Raw genomic sequence first — 22,134 nt, forward strand, 5'->3', positions numbered from 1 at the left:
CAAAAGTATATTCTATTGATGCCTTTAGCTTCTTACGCTCCAAATTGTGCCTCATGTAGTCGACTGTAAATTCCGGCAGTCTGTAGCAGTTCTTCATGTCTGCCTTGCTCAGCAATACCACCTTCCGCAACGACAACAATACGGTCGGCATTCTTGATCGTTGCCAATCGATGAGCAATAACAAGCGTCGTACGACCTTGTGACAACTCCGCAAGTGCTTCCTGAATCGCGGACTCCGTCTCGGTATCCAACGCCGATGTGGCTTCGTCTAGAATGAGAATCGTTGGATTCTTCAGGAACATCCGAGCAATAGACAGCCGCTGCTTCTGACCTCCAGAGAGCTTAACGCCGCGCTCCCCGATCATAGTATCCAGCCCAGCAGGCTGGGATTTGATCAACTCTTCCAGTTGGGCGCGCCGTGCTGCCTCCCAGATTTCTTCATCGGAGGCTCCAAGCCGCCCGTAAGCGATATTCTCACGGATGGTTCCGTCAAACAGAAACACATCTTGCTGTACAATCCCGATGTGTGAACGAAGAGATTCAAGCTTCATGGAACGAATATCAATTCCATCAATGCTAATGTTGCCCTCACTTACATCATAGAAGCGGGGTAGTAGACTGCAAAGCGTTGTCTTACCCGCACCTGATGGACCGACCAGAGCAACGGTCTCTCCTGCTTGAATCGATAGATTCACATTTTGGAGTACGTTTTCTTTATCGCTGTATGCGAAAGCCACATCATGGAAGGTTATATTCCCCTTAAGATCATGAACTGTCTTAGCGTCTATCGCATCATCAACATCCGGCTCCGTCTCCAGCAGTTCGAGATAACGTTTGAAACCTGCAATACCTTTGGGATAGGTCTCAATGACCGAGTTAATTTGTTGTAATGGTCCTAAAAATACATTGGACAGCATCACAAAAGCGATAAATTCACCATAGGTCATTTGCTTCTGGATTACAAAATATGTTCCGCATACGAGAACGAATAACGAGACCAGTTTCATGAGAACAAAGCTAAAGGATGAATTCCAAGCCATAATTCGATAAGTCATCAGCTTCGTTATACGGAAGCGTTCGTTATTGACTGCAAAGCGGGAAATTTCATGATTCTCATTAGCAAAAGCTTGCACAACACGGATGCCGCTTACATTGTTCTCCACGCGTGCGTTATAGTCAGCAATGTCCGCGAACATGATGTGGAAGGCTTTAGACATTTTCCGGCTGAAGTACATGGATAAATAAATCATAAGCGGAACGATCACAAACGTCAGAATAGCTAATTGCCAATTGATACTGAGCATAATGCCGAACACACCCAGCAGCGTCATTACTGCTATAAAGAGATCCTCTGGCCCGTGGTGGGCAATTTCACCGATGTCCATCAAATCATTTGTCATCCGGGATACTAGATGACCGGTCTTGTTGTTGTCAAAGAAATTGAAAGATAACTTTTGAACTCGGTCAAAAAGCTTTTTTCTCATATCCGACTCGATATTAATCCCCAGCTTATGCCCCCAGTAAGTGACGACAAAATGCATAAAGGCACTGACAATATATATCCCCAGCAAGCCGAGGCATGAATAGAGTATCCATCTCCAATTGCCGCTTGGCAGTAGATCATCTACAACCCGGTTAACGGCTAACGGAAAGACCAGTTCAAGTAGTGCAGCAGCAATAGCACAAGAAAAATCAAGAATAAACAATCCCTTATAGGGCCTATAGTAAGCAAAAAAACGACGCAACATGTTAATGATTCGCTCCTTCTGGTGAGAGATCAGCCTACTTTCATCAAGATTTCGTACGGGCTAATAAATATAAAAAGTATGGTGCTCCAATTACTGCTACAACGATACCCGTAGGAATCTCAGACGGTTGAAGAATCCAGCGCCCAATGGTATCCGCTGTAATAACGAGTAGTGATCCAAGCAGTGCCGAGGTTGGAAGCATGAGTTGATGCTTCGGCCCAACTAACCGTCTCGCCAAATGGGGTCCGACCAATCCCACAAAACCAATCCCACCGCTGACAGCTACACTCGCCGCTGCTAATCCTACCGCAGCCGCAAGAAGCCGGAATTGTTCCTTCGTTACTGCGGCACCAAGTCCCACAGCCGTCTGCTCCCCTAGATTCAGTACGTTCATCACCCTTGCCTTATAGATGACATAAGGCACCAGAATTAGAATCCACGGTAAGAGTGACAGTACAAACTTCCAGCTTGTTCCCCAAATGCTGCCTGCCAGCCAGGTAGCGACGAATTGATATTTCTCTGGATCAAGTCTTAGCGTAAGCACGATCATAGCTGCACTCATCCCAGCTGCGACAGCTACACCAGTCAACAGTAAGCGCATAGGCGATATTCCTTGGTGTCGCTTATAAGCTAGAGCATAGATTAAGGCAGCTGTAAACCCTGCACCGACGAACGCTACCATTGGCAGCAGATACACTGGAGCCGCGGTTGCCGTAGGGTAAAAAGAAATTAACAGCATAACCATGATTCCTGCACCAGCATTAATCCCTAAAATACCAGGGTCCGCCAACGCATTACGAAAGACGCCCTGCATCACAGCACCGGATACAGCCAGACCTGCCCCAATTAGAACGGAAATCACAATACGTGGCAGCCGAAACTGAAACAAGATTAACTCCTGCTTGTCGGTTCCTTTACCGAACAATGTATTAATCAACTCCATAGGAGTCAAACGTATGTAACCTGTATTCATACTAATAATAAAAGCAATCACAATCAGTACAGCCAACAAAATCATGATCATTAAGCCCCGTTTGTTTTTGGCGGCTTCGAAGGAACCGAATGTCGTCTTTTCCATCATTACAGCTCCCTCCTTTCTTTACGTGCAAGATAAAGGAAGAAAGGTACACCAATCAGTGCAATAATAGCGCCAAGTGGCGTTTCATTAGGTGGATTAATCATCCGCGCAGTTAAATCTGCAAATACAGCAAGTAAACTGCCGAGGATCGCTGAACAAGGAATGATCCATCTATAATCCACACCTACAAAAAAGCGGGTCAAATGCGGAATAATTAGTCCAATGAAACCCACTGCACCAACTACGGCAACCGATGATCCAGCCAAAATCAATACGATTAATGCACCTGCCAACTTCACAAGCCCTGTACGCTGACCTAGACCTTTCGCAACATCGTCACCTAAACTGAGCATCGTGATCGATCGAGAGATTACCATTGCACCAATTAAAGCGGCCCCTATCCAAGGGAACATGATTTTGAGTTGAATCCATTTCGTTCCAGCCACGCCTCCCGCGTACCAGAAAGCTAAATCTTGACCGATATGAAAATATAAAGCTACCCCTTCACTCAGCGCCGACAAAAGTGCACTAAAAGCCGCACCGGCCAGCACCAAACGAGCAGGCGTTAATCCTCCCTTAGCAAGTGATCCTATTCCATATACCACACCCGCGCCTACGCCGGCACCCACGAAAGAATATAGAATCAAATACATAAACGATAAATTTGGAAAAAAAGCAAAACATAGTGCAAGCGCAAATCCTGCGCCTGAGTTGATACCCATCAGACCTGAATCAGCCAATGGATTTCGCGTCATCCCTTGCATAATGGCACCTGCAACTGCAAAGCTGGCCCCTACCATTGCCCCGCCAAGTACACGAGGTAATCTTAATTCTCTAATAATCTGATGATCCATGATCTCTGGATCAAAGTGAAACACAGCTGACCACACCACAGACAGCTTAATATCTGCTGCGCCGAAGGAGACGGAAACAGCAATTCCTAATAATAATAGCGCCAGACCGCCGACCAAGATGAATGTTGCCGCCCAAGGACGTGAACGAAATTCTCGTTTAACTACTCCCTTATCGGCTCCTATCCTGGTAGTTATCTGTTGATTCATGAATGCCACCCTATTTCTATGAAATTGATTCTCATTATCATTAGACTATTGTAAATTACATTTCCTAGGTTTGGCAATAGATAGATTTAATTGGTACCATTTAATTTATTGCATTGACAGAAATTCTAAGCTTTGATACAGTTCAAAATGATAACAATGATAATGATTCTCATTATTATCAATTGCTACATATACTTAGGGAGGTTTACCATGCTAAAAAGAAAGTCCCTTTTCCCCATCCTTGCACTCGTAATGTTATTGTCTGTATTTGTGACGGCTTGCGGGGGAAACAACAATGCTTCATCTAATACACCAACAGCGACAACTGAAGCAACAACAGCCCCGAGTGCAGAGGCAACGGCTGTTCCTGATGCTTCCGCTGCCGAAATGCGCAGCTATGAAACTACTAAAGGTACTGTTCAAATCCCAGTTAAACCTCAGCGTATCGTTACAGATTATTATGGTGGGGAATTACTCTCCGTTGGAGCTAACGTCATAGGCGTTGAACCTAGTACTTTTGATAACCCCTTCTTGAAAGACCTGCTCAAAAACACACAAGATGTTGGCGCTCCAGTCAACGCTGAGAAAGCACTAGAACTTGCACCTGATCTAATTGTAGTTATGTACGATGACAACTATGATGCTTTATCCAAAATCGCTCCAACCATTCATATTCCATACGGAACTGCTACTAACATCTATGAAACCGTAAAACTGTTTGGAGATATCGTGGGAGCACCTGATAAAGCTGAGCAATTCATTGCTGATTTTGAGAAAAAGGCTGCTGAAGGCCGCGAAAAGCTTAAAGATGTCGTGAATGAAAATGATACATTCGGAATATATGAGCTGACTGACAAAGGTGAGCTATGGACCTTCGGTAACAATGCGGGCCGTGGTGGACAAGCCCTTTATAATGCTCTTAAGCTGAAAATGCCTACTAAGAACAGCAATGACAACCAAACACTACAGCTATCCATGGAGCTGTTGCCAGAATATGCAGCGGATTACATGTTCCTAACTACTTATGATCCTGATAAAAAAGGTGATAAGCTGAAAGAGCTGAAGGAATCACCCGTTTGGAACGGACTCGCTGCTGCGAAGAATGATCATCTGTTTTACAACGATTTTGATACCTTCTATCGCTACGATCCTATTGCGATTACCGCACAGATTGATCTGTTCGTTGATATGATTCTTGAGCGCAACGAAAAAAAATAAAAATAAGAATAGACAAATAAAGAAACACCCCACTATTAGGCATTGCCTAAAGTGGGGTGTTGTTTTGAATTACGAAATGAATATTATCTAGTGTAGTTCTCGTACTGATCGCTTTTGTTTAACTTTTTGTACATATACTCATCATTCTTGAGCTTGTAGAGCTGACCCATACCCGCAAATACGAAAAATAAGACCAAGATCAATAAATACGCATAGGTGAGTTCACCAATATAGAAGCAAGTGACAATAGCAACTAGGGTTAAGATCAACAATGCCACTGCAATTCTGGATAAAATCTTTTTCAAAATGGAGCCCCCTACGTTTTTTATTTGTTAATATTATCATAATTGGAATTAAATTCACAACTCCTATTATTCGTTGTGGGAACATCAAGCAGTTCGATATGAGCCAGCATCTTGCGAGTATATACTTTGGTATATAGATCATAAAAGAGCACTTGAAATAAAAGATAGCCCCCTCCTACTAACAAGCAAAACCAAAATGGCGCCAGAGCTACGGACATCTCAAACCTTGAAGAGCTGACAACATACACAGTGGCTAGCACAATACCTAATACATAAGGAAGAAAAAATAATACTTTTAAAGGACCGCCTATCATTTGAGCCACATCTTTAGAAGTTATTCCAATCTTATGCAACTTCCCGAATTTGATCTTCTCCCGCTCTAAATCAGTCTGGATACTGAAATGCAGCACTATACAAGAGGCACCAAAAAAGATTAGACCAACAAAGGTAATGACGAAGATTCCAAATCGACCGGACTCCTGTAACTGTAAATACTCACTTATTCTAGATTTTGTGGAAAATACGAGCGCCTCATGCCGTTCATTGCCATACCAGGACTTCGTATTGTCCTTATTGTATTTGGCTAAAGCCGTATTTAGCTTGGTATCTATATCTGCAGTTTTTTTCCAATTCTTGAAATTGAGGAGCTGAAGATTCCCGATCGCATCCATATTCTCCACTTTCAGCGCCATATAGTCATCCTCGTTTACAATAACATGAAGACCATTCATAAGATTCGGCACAGGGTTAAATACCATTTTAAATATAAGTCCTTGTGAGTACAACGTATGATTTCCAGAAGAAAGCTTCATTTCGAAGGTGGGCATCTCTGGTCTTTGATTCTTCCATTCTTCTCCTCGAGCACCTAAGGCAAGATTAAGAAAATGATCTTTCTCCACATGATAATCACTGCCGATTAATGTGTTGATGTTTTGATCCAAAAATATTTTGAAATAGAACAAATCAATGTATTCAAGCCTTTGATGTGAAATCAGAGGTGTAGCCCCATGATCCGTGATTTCGCTGAGTATCTCTGATGGAAGGCTATTTTTCCCGAATACTTCTGCATAGGCAATATCATAAGGGTTGTTTTTTACAGGAATATTCTCAGCATCCCAAGTAATATAAAAGATAATGCCACTTAGAAAAACCGTAATGAAGACGAGGAAGGTGATGAGAGAAAGTACTATTTTGGAGCGTCCAAGAGTATAGTTCAAATCGGAGCTTAACATTAAATGCTTATGATAAGCTTTCGTAGATCGCGAAAAGATGAATTTCATCCAGTCACCAAGACCTGACAGCAGCAAATAGATCCCCACCATACTTACGCCCAGATTGATTAACATCATACGGGTATTATCAGGACTGTAATGAGTAATCATATCATAAACGGAGATCGCCAGTAGTACAACTCCGATGATCCCTGTGATTTTACCATGAAGAAGGCTACGTTCTGCGGTTCTGGATTCTTTTAGAAGGCGTACAATGTTGTATCTCAGCGTTAATAATAATTGGATTCCAATCACAGCTATGTAAATAATCCCGAAGAATTTAATGGTATACAGATAACTTTCCAGCGTAAGTGAAAAAGAACTGTCCCCTATATTAACAAACAACGAGATGAAGAGAAAGAAAAGACCGGAGAAGACCGACCCTGCACCTAAACCCGTGAGAATCGAAGCTAATGCGATCATGCTATTTTCTAATAAAATAATTTTACGGATATTGTGGCTCGTCATTCCAAGAATCATTAACAGCCCAAAGTCGCTTTTTCTAAATTTCAAAAAGGCCATTTGCGCATATCCAATAAATAGAACAGCAAACACTCTCATAACCAAGAAAGGAGCATATAAATTACCGGACACCATCCCATTCACTTGATAGGGGTCATTAAAATCAGGGTTCATATACAGGGAGTGAAAGGAGAAAAATACCATAATCGTAAAGCTGCTGCATAGGAAAAATAACAAATACCTTCTAAGGTTCGCCTTGAAAATCTGAAAAGCCATTCTCCTAAAGGTCATCTTCTCCCCCTCCAATGAAGGCCAGATTCTCCAGAATCCTATCAAAAAATGCGCTCCGCTCTTTATTTTCCCTAGTAATCTCTAATAGCATCTTCCCATCTTTGATAAAGAGCACGCGATTACAATAGCTGGCCGCAAAAGGATCATGTGTGACCATCACAATTGTTGCTCCTTTCAGAGCATTCAGTTTGGCGAAGGTCTTCATCACTATACTGGAGGATTTGGAATCCAAATTCCCCGTTGGCTCGTCCGCAAAGATCACCTCCGGATCATTAATAATCGCTCTGCTAATCGCCGCTCGTTGTTGCTGTCCTCCTGAAACCATATACGGATATTTATCCTTCACCTCGCCCAGATCAAAGAGTAATAACGTCTCATCTGTCTTGGTATTGATGTCGTCTGCCTCTTGGTCATCCAGAACCATGGGCACCATTATATTTTCCCGAAGGGTCAGGCTATCCAGCAAATTGTAATCTTGAAAAACGAACCCCATTCGTTGCCGGCGAAACAGTGCAAGCTCGTTCTTAGACATCTCGCTTATACTAGTCTCTGCAATCTGGACTACCCCACTATATTCCGTGTCGATCCCGCTAAGGATATTCAGCAGTGTCGTTTTACCGCTCCCCGAAGGCCCCATAATCGCTACAAACTCTCCGCTGTCCACACTCAGGCTTATGCCGTTTAGCGCCCGAAACACATTCATTTTACCCTTGCCTTTATATTCTTTTGAGAGATTCTCTACCTCTAGAATAGGCATGCTCGCACCGTCCCCTTCATAGCTTGGAGGATTAACATTAAATGGAATTATGTTATTCCTGTAAATACTATAAAACTAAGTGAAGAGAACGGTTGTTAGATTGCTCACAGAACAAGAAAACTTGATTCCTCCTCTATCCTTTCCGCTCTCGCAAGAAACAAAGACAAACAAAACCAGTAAAAGCAAGTCCTCCGATAGCTGCCAGTGAGAAGGAAAACGCCCTTACATAATCCGATAAATCTGCTTCCAAAAGAGGATGTTTCAACGAAGTGGAGAACAAAATACCGATTAGTGCCACCCCTAACGAGTTTGCTAAATACATAAATGTAGTGATCAGACCTGATCCTGTGCCCGTAATCCTTGCTGGTACTGAACTGAGCGTGACGTTGACTAGTGGTGTAGTAGCCATACCGAGACCGAAGCCATATATCAATAATATTAAAATATTTCGTGCGCCCAGTAGATGCGTTGCATCCACATTTAGCTCCCATATAAGCAATAAACTAGAGCATCCCATCATCAGTGCACCTATTTTAAGTACACTCATCCTCCATCTTCTGACCATTCGAGACGATATCAGAGAAGTCAGAAAAAAACCTATACCTATAGCCAAAAAAACCAAACTTGTATCTTGAACATTATAGTGCAAGCCAAATTGCATATAGTAGCTTAAAACAAAAAAGAAGGAGAACATGCCTAAATAAAGGACAAGCACGGTCGCCAGACCTACACTAAATGTTCGATGTCTGAAAATAGACAGATCGACTAATGGACAGTTCCCCTGCTTTCCTTTCCGATTTTCAACCCAGATAAAAGTAAACAACACGAATAAAGCTATAGTTAGACAGCCTGAGATCCACAATGGCCACCCTTGTTTTTGTCCCTCAGATAACGGATAGATCAGCAGGAATAAACCGATCAGCAGTAGGATGCTTCCCGTCCAATCAATACTGTGCGTCTGCTCGGCCCGTGTTTCAGGAACAATCGGCATTAACAGCAAGACGAGAAGTCCGAAAGGCACATTGAAAAAAAATACCGTCCGCCAACCGAGATCGAACGGATTCCAATTCACAATAGTGCCTCCGAGAATGAATCCGAAAGCGAATCCAATGCCAATCATTGCACCATAAATACCGAAAACAAGCCCCTTTTCCTTTGGCAGAAAGCTGACCTGAAGTGTAGACAATACCTGAGGCTGGATAAGCGCAGCTGCCATACCTTGTACGATGCGAATAACAATCAGAAGTGTCGGATCTGAGGTCAAACCACCCAACACTGCCATAATCGTAAATCCACTCACTCCGATAATCAGCAATCGTTTTCTGCCGTATATATCCCCAAGCTTTCCACTAATGATCAACGCCACAGCTAATCCTAGCGAAAATCCGGTGACGATAAGCTGTGCTTCAGAGAAGCTCGCAAGCAAGCGATTTTGCATTAATGGAAGGGCGACTTGAATCATATAAGTATTCAATGAAATGAGTAATGTTGGAAGTAGAATAACCCATAGCGCATACCATCGTCGCGAATCATCTTCTTGCATTGTATTACCACCTCTTCATAAAAATCTATGATACTGATTATCAATTAAAATAGTCTTTTTCTCTACCTGTTAAGGGAGATTTACTCCTTGATAAGGGAGCAAACACAAAAAAACCTCAAGCAGGCAGAATATAGCGTTCGGAACCAAACCCTATGTTCTATTGCATGAAGCCATCTGTAAGTACAAATTCTTCTAGATTCTATTTCGCTCCAAAGTCTGATGTTCGATACGTCTTAAGTACTCGCTTGGATTGCAGCCATAGTGCTTACGGAAGGTTGTCGTGAAATTGCTGACATTACTATATCCGACCGAAACGGCTGTTTTTCCTATATTCAAACCTTCTACCTCCATGTACCAAAGTGCCTTCTCCATCCGCTTTATACGAACAAGCTCGAAGATCGTCATGCCAAATAACTCACGGAAACCCTTCTTTAGCTTGAATTCATTGATGCCTACCCGCTTGGCTAACTCACGTATGGACAGCGGTTGTTCGAAATGGATTTGCACCAACTCATGTACCTGCTTTAGATTTATAATATCATCAGGCCGGAACGTCATACTCCCGCTCATAGAGCCGTAACCATCGGACTCCCCAAATAAAGCAATAAATTCAAGCGCTTTGCTCTCCATATATAATCGTCTCAATGTGCCATGATAAGTACAATGGATCATTTCAGAGACACATTTTCGAATCGCCGCAGTGTCAGGATAACGATCAATATTTCCACGATGATGTTTAAGCCAGGTCTCCATCTGCTGTTTCTCCGCTAGATCTCCGGCATAATACAGCAGCTCGCTAGGAGCTAGCCGTATTTCTAACAATTGATTGGGGACACCAGCTTTCTTCTCTTCATACACCTGAACATCCTCTAAAAAAAGAACATTGCCTGTTTGTTTCTCCGTATGACTTTCCTTGCCGTTCCATTCGCAATAGATTTCTCCACTCACGTTATAGCTTAGTTCGAACAACGGACAAGCTTCCTGAATATAGAGCTTCATATCTTGCTCGTAAGTTACATCCGTATACATGATCTCCATACCTGGACGAATCCGCGTACGTGTTATGCTTCCCTGACCGATATGCGAGGGTATGGTGAGATGTTGTTCCCACTGGTTGTGCTCAACATGCCCTTCTATCCGCTCTGTAAATTGTTCAAAAAGATCATGAATCTCCAAATTCAATATTTTTAAAGCCATCGAAAGCCTCTCCTTCTTCGCCAATACAAATAAAGCCATTCACAACTCAAATGATAATCGTTATCATTTGTAAGTGTCAACATGGAATAGATCTATAGGAAATTTATCACCACCTGGGATGGTACCTAGGTTTACATAAAAAAGCGTTGGTGGATTTTCCTCCTACCAACGCCTTTGGTAATAATTTATTCATTAAAATTGTTCGTCCAACATCCCCGTAACCTCCATAATCTTCGAGGCTAACAAGAACGAAGGAACTACATAATCCACGCACCCGAGCTCAACTGCCGCTTCAGGCATTTCATTTACAATCGAAGTCTCTTGCGATTCTACAAGAATAGATTGGGCGCCAGCATGTTTGGCATTCAGCATGCCTCTCGAGCCATCGCTTCCCCTTCCGGTCATTAGAATCAAATGCTGCTTCAAGCTTTTCAGTCCAGAAATCGATTCGAACAATATATCAATGGATGGACGGTATCCGTTCACTGGGGCTTTCTTGTGAAGTTTGATTCTACATACTTGTCCTTGCTGAACTACGGTCATATGACAATTACCAGGTGCAATATATGCCGTTCCGCCATGTACCAATTGATCATCTTTCGCCTCAACCACCCGTACACTTGAGAATCGATTCAATCGTTCTGCTAATACTTTCGTATACTTGGGTGGCATATGCTGAACGATTAACAAAGGATATGGGAAGTTTGCTGGGAGCGAGCTAATTACAATTTCAAGCGCCTTCGGGCCACCAACTCCACATCCTATGGCTACGATTTGATCGAATTCTTCCATACACCCGTTCTTAGAATTGTCTTCTGCCTGTTGTCCTGTCATCACTTTCGAAACAGTAATATTGTTAAGAATAAGGGTTCTCAAAGGAATTTGAGCAGCTTGTTTGATTTTGAATATTAGCTCGTCTTTTATTTGGGATAAATCAGGCCCATGGAATTGTGTGGGCTTGGATATAAAATCTACAGCTCCGTTCTGTAGACCTGTGATAGTTGCTGTTATTCCATCCTTTGATCCTGAGCTTAGGATAAGGATAGGGGTTGGACGTTGTGACATAATACTAGAGAGCGCTACTAAACTATTCAATTCTGGCACTTCTATATCAATCGTCACGACATCAGGCCTAAGTTCTTGAACCATGCTAACCGCTTCGGATGCATTTCGAGCTGCTCCAATGACCTCGATAATTGAATCCTCCGCAATAAGGTTCGAGATCTGTTTACGCATCATTACTGAAGTAGCTACAACGAGCACCTTTAACTTTTGCACTACTTCTCCTCTCCTATCAATGATGATCCCCATGACACTGTTTATTTAACTTTAAAAATAGATACGAGTGCATTTAGTTCCTCCGCAAGCTGTGCTAACGCATTAGCCGTTGTTGCCGTTTCACTGCTGCTTGCCGCCATTTCTTCCGTTGCTGCCGATATACTCTCGATCGAGTACAACACCTCTGATGACTGCGCGGCCTGTTCTTCACTGGCAGCAGCGATTTCTGTTACTTTATGTGCGGTATCGTTCACCATAGAGAGAATATGATCAAAGGCTTCCCCATTTTTCTGTGAAAAAGCTACACCTTCGACTACAGCCTTCACGCTATGTTGCGTATTCTTCTGCATTTCTTTAATAATGTCCGTGACTTGCTTAGTAGCCTCACTGCTCCGCTCTGCTAGCTTTCTTACTTCATTCGCTACAACGGCAAAACCTCGGCCCTGTTCACCAGCACGAGCCGCTTCTATAGCTGCGTTAAGAGCCAGCAGATTTGTCTGTTTTGCAATATCATCAATGACCGCAATGATCTCACCAATTTTATCTGAGCCTTCTTCTAGTCTAGACATTTGGTTGTTAAGTAACGTCATCCCTTGAATGGAGTCAGTAACCACCGCACCTCCATCCTGAGCAATACGCATCGTATGATCTGACAGCTCTGAGGCTTGCTCTGCACTCTGAGCTACTGAATTAATCGCTTCAGACAATTCTCGGAACAACTCATTCATTGTTTGCGCTGCAGTTGCTTGACTCATGCTGCCGCTAGCTACTTCCTCAGTACTTGCTGATATTTGCTGTGCTGCCGCCGAGACACTTTCTGCAGAGGACAAAATCCCCCCCACAGTATGCCTTAAGTTCAGAACCATTTCATTCACAGAATTCGCAAGTTTGCCGATCTCATCCTTAGAATTCAGATTCGATGTTTCGCTTAAGTCTCCATTGGCTACTTTACCTAGCAGGCGCATCACTTGATTAAGAGGCCGTGCTATAATTTGCGAGATTAGATAGCCAAAACCCACGCTGATTAAAAGTGCAATGATAGTAACACTAAAGGTAATCAACCGAGAGGATTGATATAATTCATTCGCATTATCACTGGATTCCTGTGCCTGCTTCATATTGATGTCAATTAAACCTTGCAAGAAATTCGTCATCTCCGTAGTGGCCAGCTGTAAATCGCCTGTCAGCAAATAATTCGTATATTCTTCATTACTAATGATCTTCTTATCCAATTCAATTGCATGATCCACGCTGGTGGTATAGCGTTGCCAGATCTCAGGATAATCCTTCATTTTCTCTAATTCTTCTTCTCTCAATCTTGTCTTACTATATTTACTCATGATGTCTTCAATGCTTTGGACATTCTTATGTAATTTATCCCGATATTCTTTTTTCTTCACCTCGGTTTGGGCCATTGTATTTATATCCCGGATGTTTATTCTATTCGTTAAAAAAAGTTCATTCGCTTCACCGAGATAGGCAATCGGTGTTAAGCGATTTTTATACATATCCTCGATGGACTCATCCATCTTACTCAAATTACTTATTCCATAGAATCCTACAAAGCATAAAATGACTGATACCAACACAAATGCTGAGATTAGCTTCACTGCTGTTCTCAAATTATAAAACCATTTCATCCTTCTGCACCTCATTACGTTAGTCAATTTTTAGTAATTCTTAGGAACTATTTCATCATAAACGGTAAGCAGAATATGGTAACCGAAAATAAATGGCGTGAGCACGCAAAATTATTGCGCACCTCCGCAATGAAGCGCAAAACAAAAAATCCCGCCTCACTATCTAGTGATCGGGATTTCAATCTATAGGGTTGTTACGTATTTTCACAATGAATTAGTAAAATCTGATTCCTTCAATATTCCGAGCCGTTTAGCCTTTATAGCCGCTTCAATTCTAGATTTCACATTTAGCTTTTGGAACAAATTCGTTAAACTATATTCTAGTGACCGCTGACTCATAAGCACAATCTCCGCTATTTCCTTATTACTTTTTCCTTTTGCAATTTCCGTCAGCATTTCATGTTCTCTTTTGCTAATCATGGAGGTTGCTTGTTCATCATTGATCTCTAAACCTTTAGGAGGTACTTTTCTTAACTGCTTTACTAAGGTCCGCGGTAGAATGACTTCCCCTCTTAATGCACATCGTACCGCTGTAATCAACTGCTCTCTATTGGTTGTTTTTGAAATAAACCCAAAGATCCCCGATTCGATCATCAGGTTAAATTTGTTAGTAAATTCATATCCGGTGTAGATTAAGATAGTCGCATCCGCGTTCATTATTAATACTTGCTTCGCCAAATCAATCCCATTCACATCCGCGATATGAAGATCAAATAACATTACGTCAAAGGAATGACTACTCACCATTTCAAGCACTTCATTCGCTGAATTAGCTAGAGTAACCTTCATGTCTCCCTCTTGCTCTAATATCATTCTAGTCCCTTCCATAACAGATGGATGATCATCCACTAACAATATTTGAATCATGCCTATGACTACCCCTCTATCCAATTGTTATGCCGCATGATTAATCTGCAGGTATAGATATATTGACCGCTAATCCCTTTTTATCTGGCGAGTGAAATACTATTGTCCCATCCATACTTCGAACTCTTTCCTTCATCCCATAAATCCCCATACTTGTAAGTGAATCCTCACCAAATAAATTCATTCCGATTCCGTTATCTATATAATCCAAATGAATATGATTGTCTTCACTAGCTAAGGTGATGCGTACTTCTGTCGCAAAAGAATGCTTTGCTGCATTAGCCAAAAGTTCTTGCACAATACGGTACAGGCCTATAAGCACTTCATCATCTAACTTATGTGTGAATCCTTCAGACTCGAAATAAATCTGATAGTTGGTACGTAGCTGCGTAAATTCAAACAACGTCTCCAGCGAGGAGATAAGACCTTCATTGATTAATGCAGGAGGTCTGAGCTCGTTACAAATAATCCGAAGTTGATAAATAACATCTAGTAACCCTTCTGCAATCTGTTCTAGCAGTTCCCTAAGATCCCCATTGATGGACTTTTCACCTAACAGTAGATCCAACTTACGATACCAGATAATCTGTTCTTGAAGCGCTGAGTCGTGTAAGTCCTGAGCAAGTCTTTTTCGCTCATTCTCGGATAAATTAAACATAAATCGGAGCAGCCATGTAGGAGCCACTTGCTTGGAAGCTGCAAGCTCAAGATCCTTCGTTAAATCTTCGATAAGCAAAAAATGATCAAAAAGAACACTGACATAACGGGTAATCGTCTCAAGCCATACTCGAATAGAGCTTATTTCTAGTAAAAGCGTCTTCTCGTTAATCGATAGCAAGTAGCTTTTTCCGCGGGACTCCCCGATCTTGAGTGAATACCCTTGCTCCGTCTCGATAATTTCACATAATTTATCATAATTAGATTCAACTGCAATAAAATCAATATTTGTTATCTGCAGGGTATCTCTGACTTCTCTAAGCAACCGCTGTTCCATATGGCTAATCTTCATCACACCAAAAAGATCTTGGGAGAACTGATCCAGACTCATTTGCAAGCGAAAATACCGTTCCTCACTCTCACGAATAATCTTCTCTGTATGTTCTCTGTCCTCATCTGCTTTTTTTCGATCACTTATATCCCTAAATACAGAGATACATGCGACTTTTCCTTTGTACAAAATGGAGCTAGCTGTCACCTCCACATCGATGATCGTTCCATCCGAACGTACGACCTTTTGTTCAACAGGAAATAAGATTTTATAAGGTTCTTTATAGATTTCATGCATGCGTTCTTTCGTCAGCGACAGATACTCCGGATGTGCCCAATTGAAAATATTTTTACCAATCAATTGACTCTCATCGCAAACACCAAATAAACCAAGACAGGAGAAATTCACATAAACAAACTTATAATCGCTATGGAGAACGACCGCTTCGGGCGACATCTTTATCAACTGCTGATTGAGCTCCTCGCTTTCCCTTAATTCTCTTTCCATCCGGACTCTCTTAGTGATGTCTCTTGCTACAATTACAATGCTCATTACTTCTCCATCCTCACCTAGAACGGGAGTAGCAAGACATTCTAAATTTAAGATATAACCTTTTGAGTGAATAAAACGATTGTAAAACATCTTGCTTGCTTTTGTCCGAAAAATATTTGATATCTGTTCACGCAAGCTTTCTTGCTCATCTGGATCGATATACTTAAGTATGGTAGTGTCTTTGATTAGCCCTACAGGAATACCAATTAGGGTTTCGCAGGAAGGCGAGGCTACAATGAAATTTCCTTTCTGATCCAGTACCCCCATCATATCCTTCATGTTATTAATAATAAGTCTGTACTCTGCTTCACGCTGTGCCAGCTTATGTTCTACTTCTACTGTTGATGTTATATCTTTAGCGACCACAAAAGCACCCACAATACGACTATTCACATAAATAGGGATATTTTTCATAGTCCAGTGGCTCACTGTTCCATCTTTACGCGAAGAGGCAACAACATAGTGCTGAGCAGATCCCCGTACTGTTCTTTCAAAAAAATCCGACATCCTCAGTATATTTTCTACTCCAAATAGATTCATGATGGACAAGTTCTCTCCGACCATATTTAAAGCTTCTCCAGTAATTTGCTCTGCTGCGGAATTGATTGCCAAAATATTACCTTGCAGATTCACCTCGCATACGACGTCTGAGTTATAGTCAAATAAGGATTTATAGCGCTGTTCACTTTTGAGTAATGCCTCCTTCATTAACTTTCTTTCAGTGATATCTGCCAAGATCCCGTCTAGCCGAACAACCGCTTGGGATTCATCTAGACTGGGTATGATTCTGACCTGTAGCCATCGAGGCTCGCCACTTGCGTGGATAATCCGATATTCACTAAGTTGTGGAATCCCTTGACCAACCGATGATATTATCTCTTGAATCAGGGGGGTTTCTTCTTTATGCGCAATACGGAACCAAAAATCATCCTCTTTCGCCTGTTCAACGGAATAACCAGTGATATTGTGAACCGCATCCGATACAAACAATACTTTCTTTGCAACATAATCAAAAGACCAAATCGCCACGTCAAGGTTAGAGAACATCTGTTGATACAAAGAAAAGGTGCTTTCTAATTGAATTTGCGCCGTTTTTTGTTCAGTAATGTCCAGCATAATTCCATCTATTCGGCAAACCTTGCTCTCCTTATTCAGGATTGGCGTGCCAATACTTTGAACCCACTTCAGTCCTTTAGCAGGTAGTTTCATCCGATACTCAAGACAACTGATATGACCAGCATTTAATCTTTCCATGTAGGCATCATATCGATCAAGATCCGCTACATTCACAAGTTCCCGCAAAAAATTAGGGTTGTGCGGTTTAGTCTTACTTGTGCAACCAACCCATTCCTCTAAAATATTCGACATCGTCAGCAGATTTTCTTCCATATCCAAAGACCATGTGATCACATTCTCGTCACCGAGTGAATCCATATTGAGATCACCTCCACATAAAAAGCCCCCCCTTTTCGGGGCGGCTTTTTGTTCTAATTCGCTAATTTACAAGCGTCATTACATGAATAACTTTATCCTACTATTGAGCAATCTGCTCACGGATATTCTGCAATATTTTCTTCTCCAGCCGGGATACCTGCACTTGAGAGATCCCTAGACGACTGGCCACCTCCGACTGCGTTTGATCACGATAGTAGCGAAGATAGACGATCAGACGTTCTCGTTCACTGAGGCCTCCGATAGCTTCATTTAATGCCAGCTTATCGAACCAACGCTCCTGTGATTCGTCAGCGATTTGATCAATCAGCGTGATTGGATCTCCATCATTCTCGAACACCGTTTCATGGATAGAAGTCGGTGGCTTATTGGCTTCTTGGGCGAATACCACTTCTTCGGGTGTAACCCCTAGCGCTTCCGCAACTTCACCAATCGTAGGCAGACGATCAAGCGTTTTAGACATTTCGTCCTTCATCTTACGAACTTTATTAGCCATTTCCTTAAGGGAGCGACTGACCTTCAAGGTGCCATCGTCACGAAGGAAACGCTGAATCTCACCGATAATCATCGGCACGGCATAAGTGGAGAACTTGACCTCATAGCTGAGGTCAAATTTATCAACGGACTTCAGGAGTCCAATGCAACCGATCTGGAACAAATCGTCAGGCTCATACCCGCGGTTCATAAACCGCTGCACCACCGACCAGACCAGTCGGATATTACAGCTTACAAGCGTGTCGCGGGCAAGACTATCTCCGGCCTGACTGAGCGCGATAAGACGTTTGACCTCCGCATCGTCCAAATAGGTCGGCGGAGCTTTTTTTGACTCTGCATCCATGGCTCCAACCCCTAATTGTATAAAGCTTTTTTCGAGACGATGGTTTTCTTCATTGAGATAGAAGTACCGTGTCCCGGTTCACTAGTGACTTCAAATTCATCCATGAAATTCTCCATAATAGTAAAGCCCATGCCCGACCGCTCCAGCTCTGGCTTAGAGGTATACAGCGGCTGTTGCGCCAGCTCCAAATCCTCAATGCCACGTCCTTGATCCTCAATGGTTAGATGTACCGTTTCGTTGTCCAACGATGCCGAAATGGTCACAATACCTTCCGGATCACTATCATACCCATGAATAATACAGTTGGTGACCGCTTCCGACACGACTGTCTTCAGATCATTCAGCTCGTCCATCGTAGGATCAAGCCGGGAAACGAACGCCGCTACGACTACACGCGCGAACGATTCGTTCTCCGAGCGTGCAGCGAACTGCACGTTCATGAAGTTACCAGCCTTACTATTTGTCATAACGCAACCTCCAAATCCGAGAGTGCAGTACTCTCGTCGTCATATAGGGGCATGATTTTGAACAGGCCAGACATTTCCAACAGCCGCTTCACAGGTGCCGTTGCATCACACACAACCATTTTTCCACCTTTACTGTGGATCAGTTTATACCTTCCCAGAATTACGCCTAGGCCTGAACTGTCCATAAACTGCAGTTGCTTAAGACTAAGAACTAAATGCGATACCTGACCACGCATAATCGCTTCATCCATATCCATTCTTACAAAATCGGCTGCGTGATGATCCAACTCCCCTGATAAACGGACAATCAACACACCCCTGTGATGCTCCATCTCCACATGAGAATTCATGCTTGCCACTCTCCTCTTCGTTGCTTTGAAAACTGACCTTGAAAGACAGTACCTATTCCCTTCAAGGACAAGGTTTTCTACGCGGCAAATCAGGAATCCTGCCTCACGACAAAACTAGAAGAAAACCCCTATGAATCTACAGAGTACATGGGGGTAATCTACAAAAAAACTGTTTTTAATCTACGCCGAACATCGAGCCAGTTGTGCGCTTAAAGAGCTTCCACCAGCCCGCTTTCGCCACAGCTTCCCCTGCTTTTAAATCATATTCCTTAATCACTTGGGTTCCTTGGTAGACCACCAGCTTACCCACAGATTGACCTTCAGCTACTGGAGCCTTCACGCTTTCCGGTAATACTAGTTCGTGGCGGATGCCTTCTTGAGTCACACCTTTTTTCAAAAGAACACTGTACGTCTCTTTGGCTGTTATCGGTAACTCGGATTTTACGCCCTTTTCAATCTTTAGGGTGCCGATCGCATCCCCTTCTTTGTGGATCGTGTGTACTTTATATTGCGAGAACAGGTAATCGAACATGCCTGAGACTTCACTATTGCGCGTCTTTGTGTTCGGCTCGCCTAGTACAACAGCGACAGCACGTAGACCATCTCTTGCTGCTGTAGCAGACAAACAAAATTTTGCCTCTGCAGTATAACCTGTCTTCAAACCATCAGCACCAGTGTAGAAACGCACCAGCTTGTTCGTGTTCACCAACCAGAACGGTTTGGTTGAATCCTTACGTAAGTAATCCTGATAGGAACCGGTATATTTTATAATTTGATCATGCTTCAAAAGCTCACGACTGATGACCGCAATATCGTAAGCTGAGGAATAGTGATTGGCGGCTGGAAGACCGTTGCAGTTGGCAAAATGGGTATCTTTTAGACCCAGCTCCTCTGCACGTTTATTCATCAGATCGACAAAAGCACTCTCTGAACCAGCTATTTTCTCCGCCATCGCCACAGAAGCATCATTACCAGAAGCCATAGCGATACCTTTGAGCATATCGTCTACCGACATTTCTTCACCAGGCTCCAGAAAAATCTGTGATCCGCCCATAGAAGCCGCATATTCACTTGTTCTCACCTTATCAGTCAGCTGCAGCCTTCCTTCATCCAGCGCTTCCACCGTCAGTAACATCGTCATAATCTTCGTAATACTTGCGGGAGGCAGCTTATCATGGCTGTTCTTCTCATAAATAACGGTTCCGGTACCAGCGTCCATCAAAATAGCAGAACGTGCTCCCGGTGCGAGGTCTACAGCGGCAGCATTACTGCCAGAGTCCTTGGTTTTTTCTTCTGCATAAGCGCCTGACATAGGTCCTAGAACCGATACAGCGATACAGACCACAAGCACAGCAAAACGCATTTTTCTCACAATGGTTCCCCTCCTGAACGTTAACCTTCATATCACAGGTACTGTGTTCCAGTTTCGTCAGAAAGGGTGGAAATTATTCCATTTTTAAGGAAATAACCACAATTATTTATCTCAAGAAGGAAGGATGTCATCAATTAAAAAAAGCCCAGCAGCAGTTGCAGAGCATTTTTATTATAGGGGAGATTAAATAATATTTCAAATTTAAAGTATTCCCATTTTTTTCGTTCTCATTTTAGGACTTTTAAAGGTAAATCGTAGGCTTTCACGAATGCTATCTATGAACCTATAACTGTCTTACAGAGGAGAAATACGAATGAACCCACTTGAAACTTATATTGAAACAGAAGCAAAACAGAACGATTTCTCAGGCGTAGTCCTAGCAAAACAATATGATAAAGAAATCGCCAGCAGCTGTCACGGTTATGCCAATAAGTCGGATAAGCGCGAAAACAATATTCATACTCGGTTCGGGATCGCTTCCGGGTGTAAAATATTCACAGCAATTGCCGTCTCTCAACTGGTCGAAAGGGGATTGATTTCTTTCGAAAGCAGATTATCAGACTATCTGAAAAAGGTAGAGTTCCCTCTCTTTAGTTCTGAAATCACCATACATCAGTTGCTTACGCATAGCTCTGGGATTCCAGATTATTTTGATGAAACAATCATGGATGACTTCGAAGAATTGTGGAAGACACAACCTATGTATACTTTACGGCAGCTGGAAGACTTTGTACCGATGTTTCGAAACCTCCCCATGATGTGGACCCCTGGTGAACGATTCCACTACAACAATGCCGGATATATCGTGCTAGGTCTTCTGGTGGAGGATTTAAGTGGAATGTCCTTTTCCGATTATGTGGAGCTTCACATCTTTAAGCCTTGTGGAATGGAGCAATCCGGTTACTTTACGTCAGATGCCTTACCAGCCAACTGTGCACTAGGATACATAGAGGAAGAGAACGGTAGCTGGAGAAGCAACATCTATTCAATCCCGGTAAAAGGAGGCGCTGACGGTGGAGCTTTCGTTACCGCTCCCGACATGCAGTTATTTTGGAACGGGCTAATGAACCATACCCTTTTGAGTCCAGTACTCACTTCATTGTTGCTTACTCCCCACATACATGTGGATGGTGAAGGCTATTATGGTTATGGTGTATGGATCACCCTCCGAGAAGAAAAAGTGTTCAAGTTTCACATTATGGGCTACGATCCCGGCGTTTCCTTCCGATCGGCTATCTATCCAGCTAGTGGAGAGACTGTGGTCGTATTATGTAATACAAGCAGCGGGGCTTCTCAGATTTTCAATCTTATCGATAAGCATTTTGTAGCTGCTCCGTCAAAAACATAAAACAGCGAGCCTCCTATTACGGGAGGCTCGCTGTTTTACTGTCTATTTCAG

The 22,134-nt window shown here is 42.6% G+C and carries 18 protein-coding genes; 2 read left to right on the forward strand and 16 right to left on the reverse strand.

The genetic code is table 11. The features are described 5' to 3' along the window. Positions 1-32: 32 nt before the first annotated feature. The 3 genes from ACN6KS_RS20905 to ACN6KS_RS20915 are packed head-to-tail and all read right to left on the reverse strand — an operon-like array spanning position 33 to position 3,887. Positions 33-1,748 (reverse strand): ABC transporter ATP-binding protein, encoded by a 1,716-nt coding sequence (locus ACN6KS_RS20905; RefSeq protein WP_440960402.1) that lies wholly within the window; start codon positions 1,746-1,748, stop codon positions 33-35. A gap of 43 nt (positions 1,749-1,791) precedes the next feature. Next, complete coding sequence (locus ACN6KS_RS20910; protein WP_373455895.1) at positions 1,792-2,826, reverse strand: FecCD family ABC transporter permease; 1,035 nt, start codon at positions 2,824-2,826, stop codon at positions 1,792-1,794. Positions 2,827-2,828: 2 nt separating this feature from the next. After that, positions 2,829-3,887, reverse strand: coding sequence for a FecCD family ABC transporter permease (locus tag ACN6KS_RS20915; RefSeq protein WP_094872147.1), 1,059 nt, complete (start codon positions 3,885-3,887; stop codon positions 2,829-2,831). Between the two features lie 210 nt (positions 3,888-4,097). On the opposite strand from ACN6KS_RS20915, the gene ACN6KS_RS20920 reads away from it, so the two are divergent. After that, positions 4,098-5,105: an ABC transporter substrate-binding protein gene (locus tag ACN6KS_RS20920; RefSeq protein WP_094872145.1), complete on the forward strand. Its 1,008-nt coding sequence runs from the start codon at positions 4,098-4,100 to the stop codon at positions 5,103-5,105. A gap of 83 nt (positions 5,106-5,188) precedes the next feature. Here ACN6KS_RS20920 and ACN6KS_RS20925 read toward each other — a convergent pair whose 3' ends face one another. The 13 genes from ACN6KS_RS20925 to ACN6KS_RS20985 form a co-directional block, all read right to left on the reverse strand. After that, entirely contained in the window at positions 5,189-5,410 is a 222-nt protein-coding gene (locus tag ACN6KS_RS20925; RefSeq protein ID WP_094872144.1) for a hypothetical protein, read from the reverse strand. Positions 5,411-5,430: 20 nt separating this feature from the next. Then, positions 5,431-7,434, reverse strand: a complete 2,004-nt coding sequence (locus ACN6KS_RS20930) for an FtsX-like permease family protein (protein WP_440960403.1) — start codon at positions 7,432-7,434, stop codon at positions 5,431-5,433. Further along, positions 7,424-8,191 carry an ABC transporter ATP-binding protein gene (locus ACN6KS_RS20935; RefSeq protein ID WP_341135355.1) on the reverse strand — a complete coding sequence of 256 codons (768 nt, stop codon included), beginning with the start codon at positions 8,189-8,191 and terminating at the stop codon, positions 7,424-7,426. Before ACN6KS_RS20935 ends, ACN6KS_RS20930 begins: the two co-directional genes overlap by 11 nt. Before the next feature lie 133 nt (positions 8,192-8,324). Then, positions 8,325-9,734, reverse strand: a complete 1,410-nt coding sequence (locus ACN6KS_RS20940; RefSeq protein WP_440960404.1) for an MFS transporter — start codon at positions 9,732-9,734, stop codon at positions 8,325-8,327. Between the two features lie 192 nt (positions 9,735-9,926). Beyond that, the gene (locus ACN6KS_RS20945; protein ID WP_440960405.1) at positions 9,927-10,931 is read right to left on the reverse strand and encodes a helix-turn-helix transcriptional regulator; all 1,005 of its coding nucleotides are present in this window, start codon (positions 10,929-10,931) and stop codon (positions 9,927-9,929) included. Between the two features lie 192 nt (positions 10,932-11,123). After that, a complete protein-coding gene (cheB, locus tag ACN6KS_RS20950; RefSeq protein ID WP_179281666.1) occupies positions 11,124-12,209 on the reverse strand; it encodes a chemotaxis-specific protein-glutamate methyltransferase CheB in 1,086 nt (361 codons plus the stop codon). A gap of 41 nt (positions 12,210-12,250) precedes the next feature. Continuing rightward, entirely contained in the window at positions 12,251-13,849 is a 1,599-nt protein-coding gene (locus ACN6KS_RS20955) for a HAMP domain-containing methyl-accepting chemotaxis protein (RefSeq protein ID WP_094872135.1), read from the reverse strand. 204 nt (positions 13,850-14,053) lie between these two features. Next, positions 14,054-14,716, reverse strand: coding sequence for a response regulator transcription factor (locus tag ACN6KS_RS20960; RefSeq protein WP_094872133.1), 663 nt, complete (start codon positions 14,714-14,716; stop codon positions 14,054-14,056). 40 nt (positions 14,717-14,756) lie between these two features. After that, positions 14,757-17,690, reverse strand: coding sequence for a PAS domain S-box protein (locus ACN6KS_RS20965; protein ID WP_440960406.1), 2,934 nt, complete (start codon positions 17,688-17,690; stop codon positions 14,757-14,759). Between the two features lie 100 nt (positions 17,691-17,790). Then, positions 17,791-18,546: an RNA polymerase sporulation sigma factor SigF gene (gene sigF, locus ACN6KS_RS20970; protein WP_042129724.1), complete on the reverse strand. Its 756-nt coding sequence runs from the start codon at positions 18,544-18,546 to the stop codon at positions 17,791-17,793. An 11-nt stretch (positions 18,547-18,557) separates the two neighbouring features. Further along, entirely contained in the window at positions 18,558-19,013 is a 456-nt protein-coding gene (gene spoIIAB, locus ACN6KS_RS20975) for an anti-sigma F factor (protein ID WP_042129726.1), read from the reverse strand. Beyond that, on the reverse strand, positions 19,010-19,363 hold the full coding sequence (gene spoIIAA, locus ACN6KS_RS20980) for an anti-sigma F factor antagonist (RefSeq protein WP_094872130.1): 354 nt from the start codon (positions 19,361-19,363) through the stop codon (positions 19,010-19,012). Before spoIIAA ends, spoIIAB begins: the two co-directional genes overlap by 4 nt. 175 nt (positions 19,364-19,538) lie before the next feature. After that, positions 19,539-20,675, reverse strand: coding sequence for a D-alanyl-D-alanine carboxypeptidase family protein (locus ACN6KS_RS20985; protein WP_256989916.1), 1,137 nt, complete (start codon positions 20,673-20,675; stop codon positions 19,539-19,541). A 373-nt stretch (positions 20,676-21,048) separates the two neighbouring features. On the opposite strand from ACN6KS_RS20985, the gene ACN6KS_RS20990 reads away from it, so the two are divergent. Next, complete coding sequence (locus tag ACN6KS_RS20990) at positions 21,049-22,083, forward strand: serine hydrolase domain-containing protein (protein ID WP_280786641.1); 1,035 nt, start codon at positions 21,049-21,051, stop codon at positions 22,081-22,083. Positions 22,084-22,134 lie beyond the last annotated feature (51 nt).

The organism is Paenibacillus nitricinens (genome assembly GCF_052056485.1).
Lineage (GTDB): Bacteria > Bacillota > Bacilli > Paenibacillales > Paenibacillaceae > Paenibacillus_AQ > Paenibacillus_AQ nitricinens.

Bases quoted from the DNA above. Each gene is read 5' to 3' on its own strand.
- ACN6KS_RS20905 (WP_440960402.1), bottom strand. From the start codon at position 1,748: ATGTTGCGTCGTTTTTTTGCTTACTATAGGCCCTATAAGGGATTGTTT.
- ACN6KS_RS20910 (WP_373455895.1), bottom strand. From the start codon at position 2,826: ATGGAAAAGACGACATTCGGTTCCTTCGAAGCCGCCAAAAACAAACGG.
- ACN6KS_RS20915 (WP_094872147.1), bottom strand. From the start codon at position 3,887: ATGAATCAACAGATAACTACCAGGATAGGAGCCGATAAGGGAGTAGTT.
- ACN6KS_RS20920 (WP_094872145.1), top strand. From the start codon at position 4,098: ATGCTAAAAAGAAAGTCCCTTTTCCCCATCCTTGCACTCGTAATGTTA.
- ACN6KS_RS20930 (WP_440960403.1), bottom strand. From the start codon at position 7,434: ATGACCTTTAGGAGAATGGCTTTTCAGATTTTCAAGGCGAACCTTAGA.
- ACN6KS_RS20935 (WP_341135355.1), bottom strand. From the start codon at position 8,191: ATGCCTATTCTAGAGGTAGAGAATCTCTCAAAAGAATATAAAGGCAAG.
- ACN6KS_RS20940 (WP_440960404.1), bottom strand. From the start codon at position 9,734: ATGCAAGAAGATGATTCGCGACGATGGTATGCGCTATGGGTTATTCTA.
- ACN6KS_RS20945 (WP_440960405.1), bottom strand. From the start codon at position 10,931: ATGGCTTTAAAAATATTGAATTTGGAGATTCATGATCTTTTTGAACAA.
- ACN6KS_RS20955 (WP_094872135.1), bottom strand. From the start codon at position 13,849: ATGAAATGGTTTTATAATTTGAGAACAGCAGTGAAGCTAATCTCAGCA.
- ACN6KS_RS20960 (WP_094872133.1), bottom strand. From the start codon at position 14,716: ATGATTCAAATATTGTTAGTGGATGATCATCCATCTGTTATGGAAGGG.
- ACN6KS_RS20965 (WP_440960406.1), bottom strand. From the start codon at position 17,690: ATGGATTCACTCGGTGACGAGAATGTGATCACATGGTCTTTGGATATG.
- sigF (WP_042129724.1), bottom strand. From the start codon at position 18,546: ATGGATGCAGAGTCAAAAAAAGCTCCGCCGACCTATTTGGACGATGCG.
- spoIIAB (WP_042129726.1), bottom strand. From the start codon at position 19,013: ATGACAAATAGTAAGGCTGGTAACTTCATGAACGTGCAGTTCGCTGCA.
- spoIIAA (WP_094872130.1), bottom strand. From the start codon at position 19,363: ATGAATTCTCATGTGGAGATGGAGCATCACAGGGGTGTGTTGATTGTC.
- ACN6KS_RS20985 (WP_256989916.1), bottom strand. From the start codon at position 20,675: ATGTCAGGCGCTTATGCAGAAGAAAAAACCAAGGACTCTGGCAGTAAT.
- ACN6KS_RS20990 (WP_280786641.1), top strand. From the start codon at position 21,049: ATGAACCCACTTGAAACTTATATTGAAACAGAAGCAAAACAGAACGAT.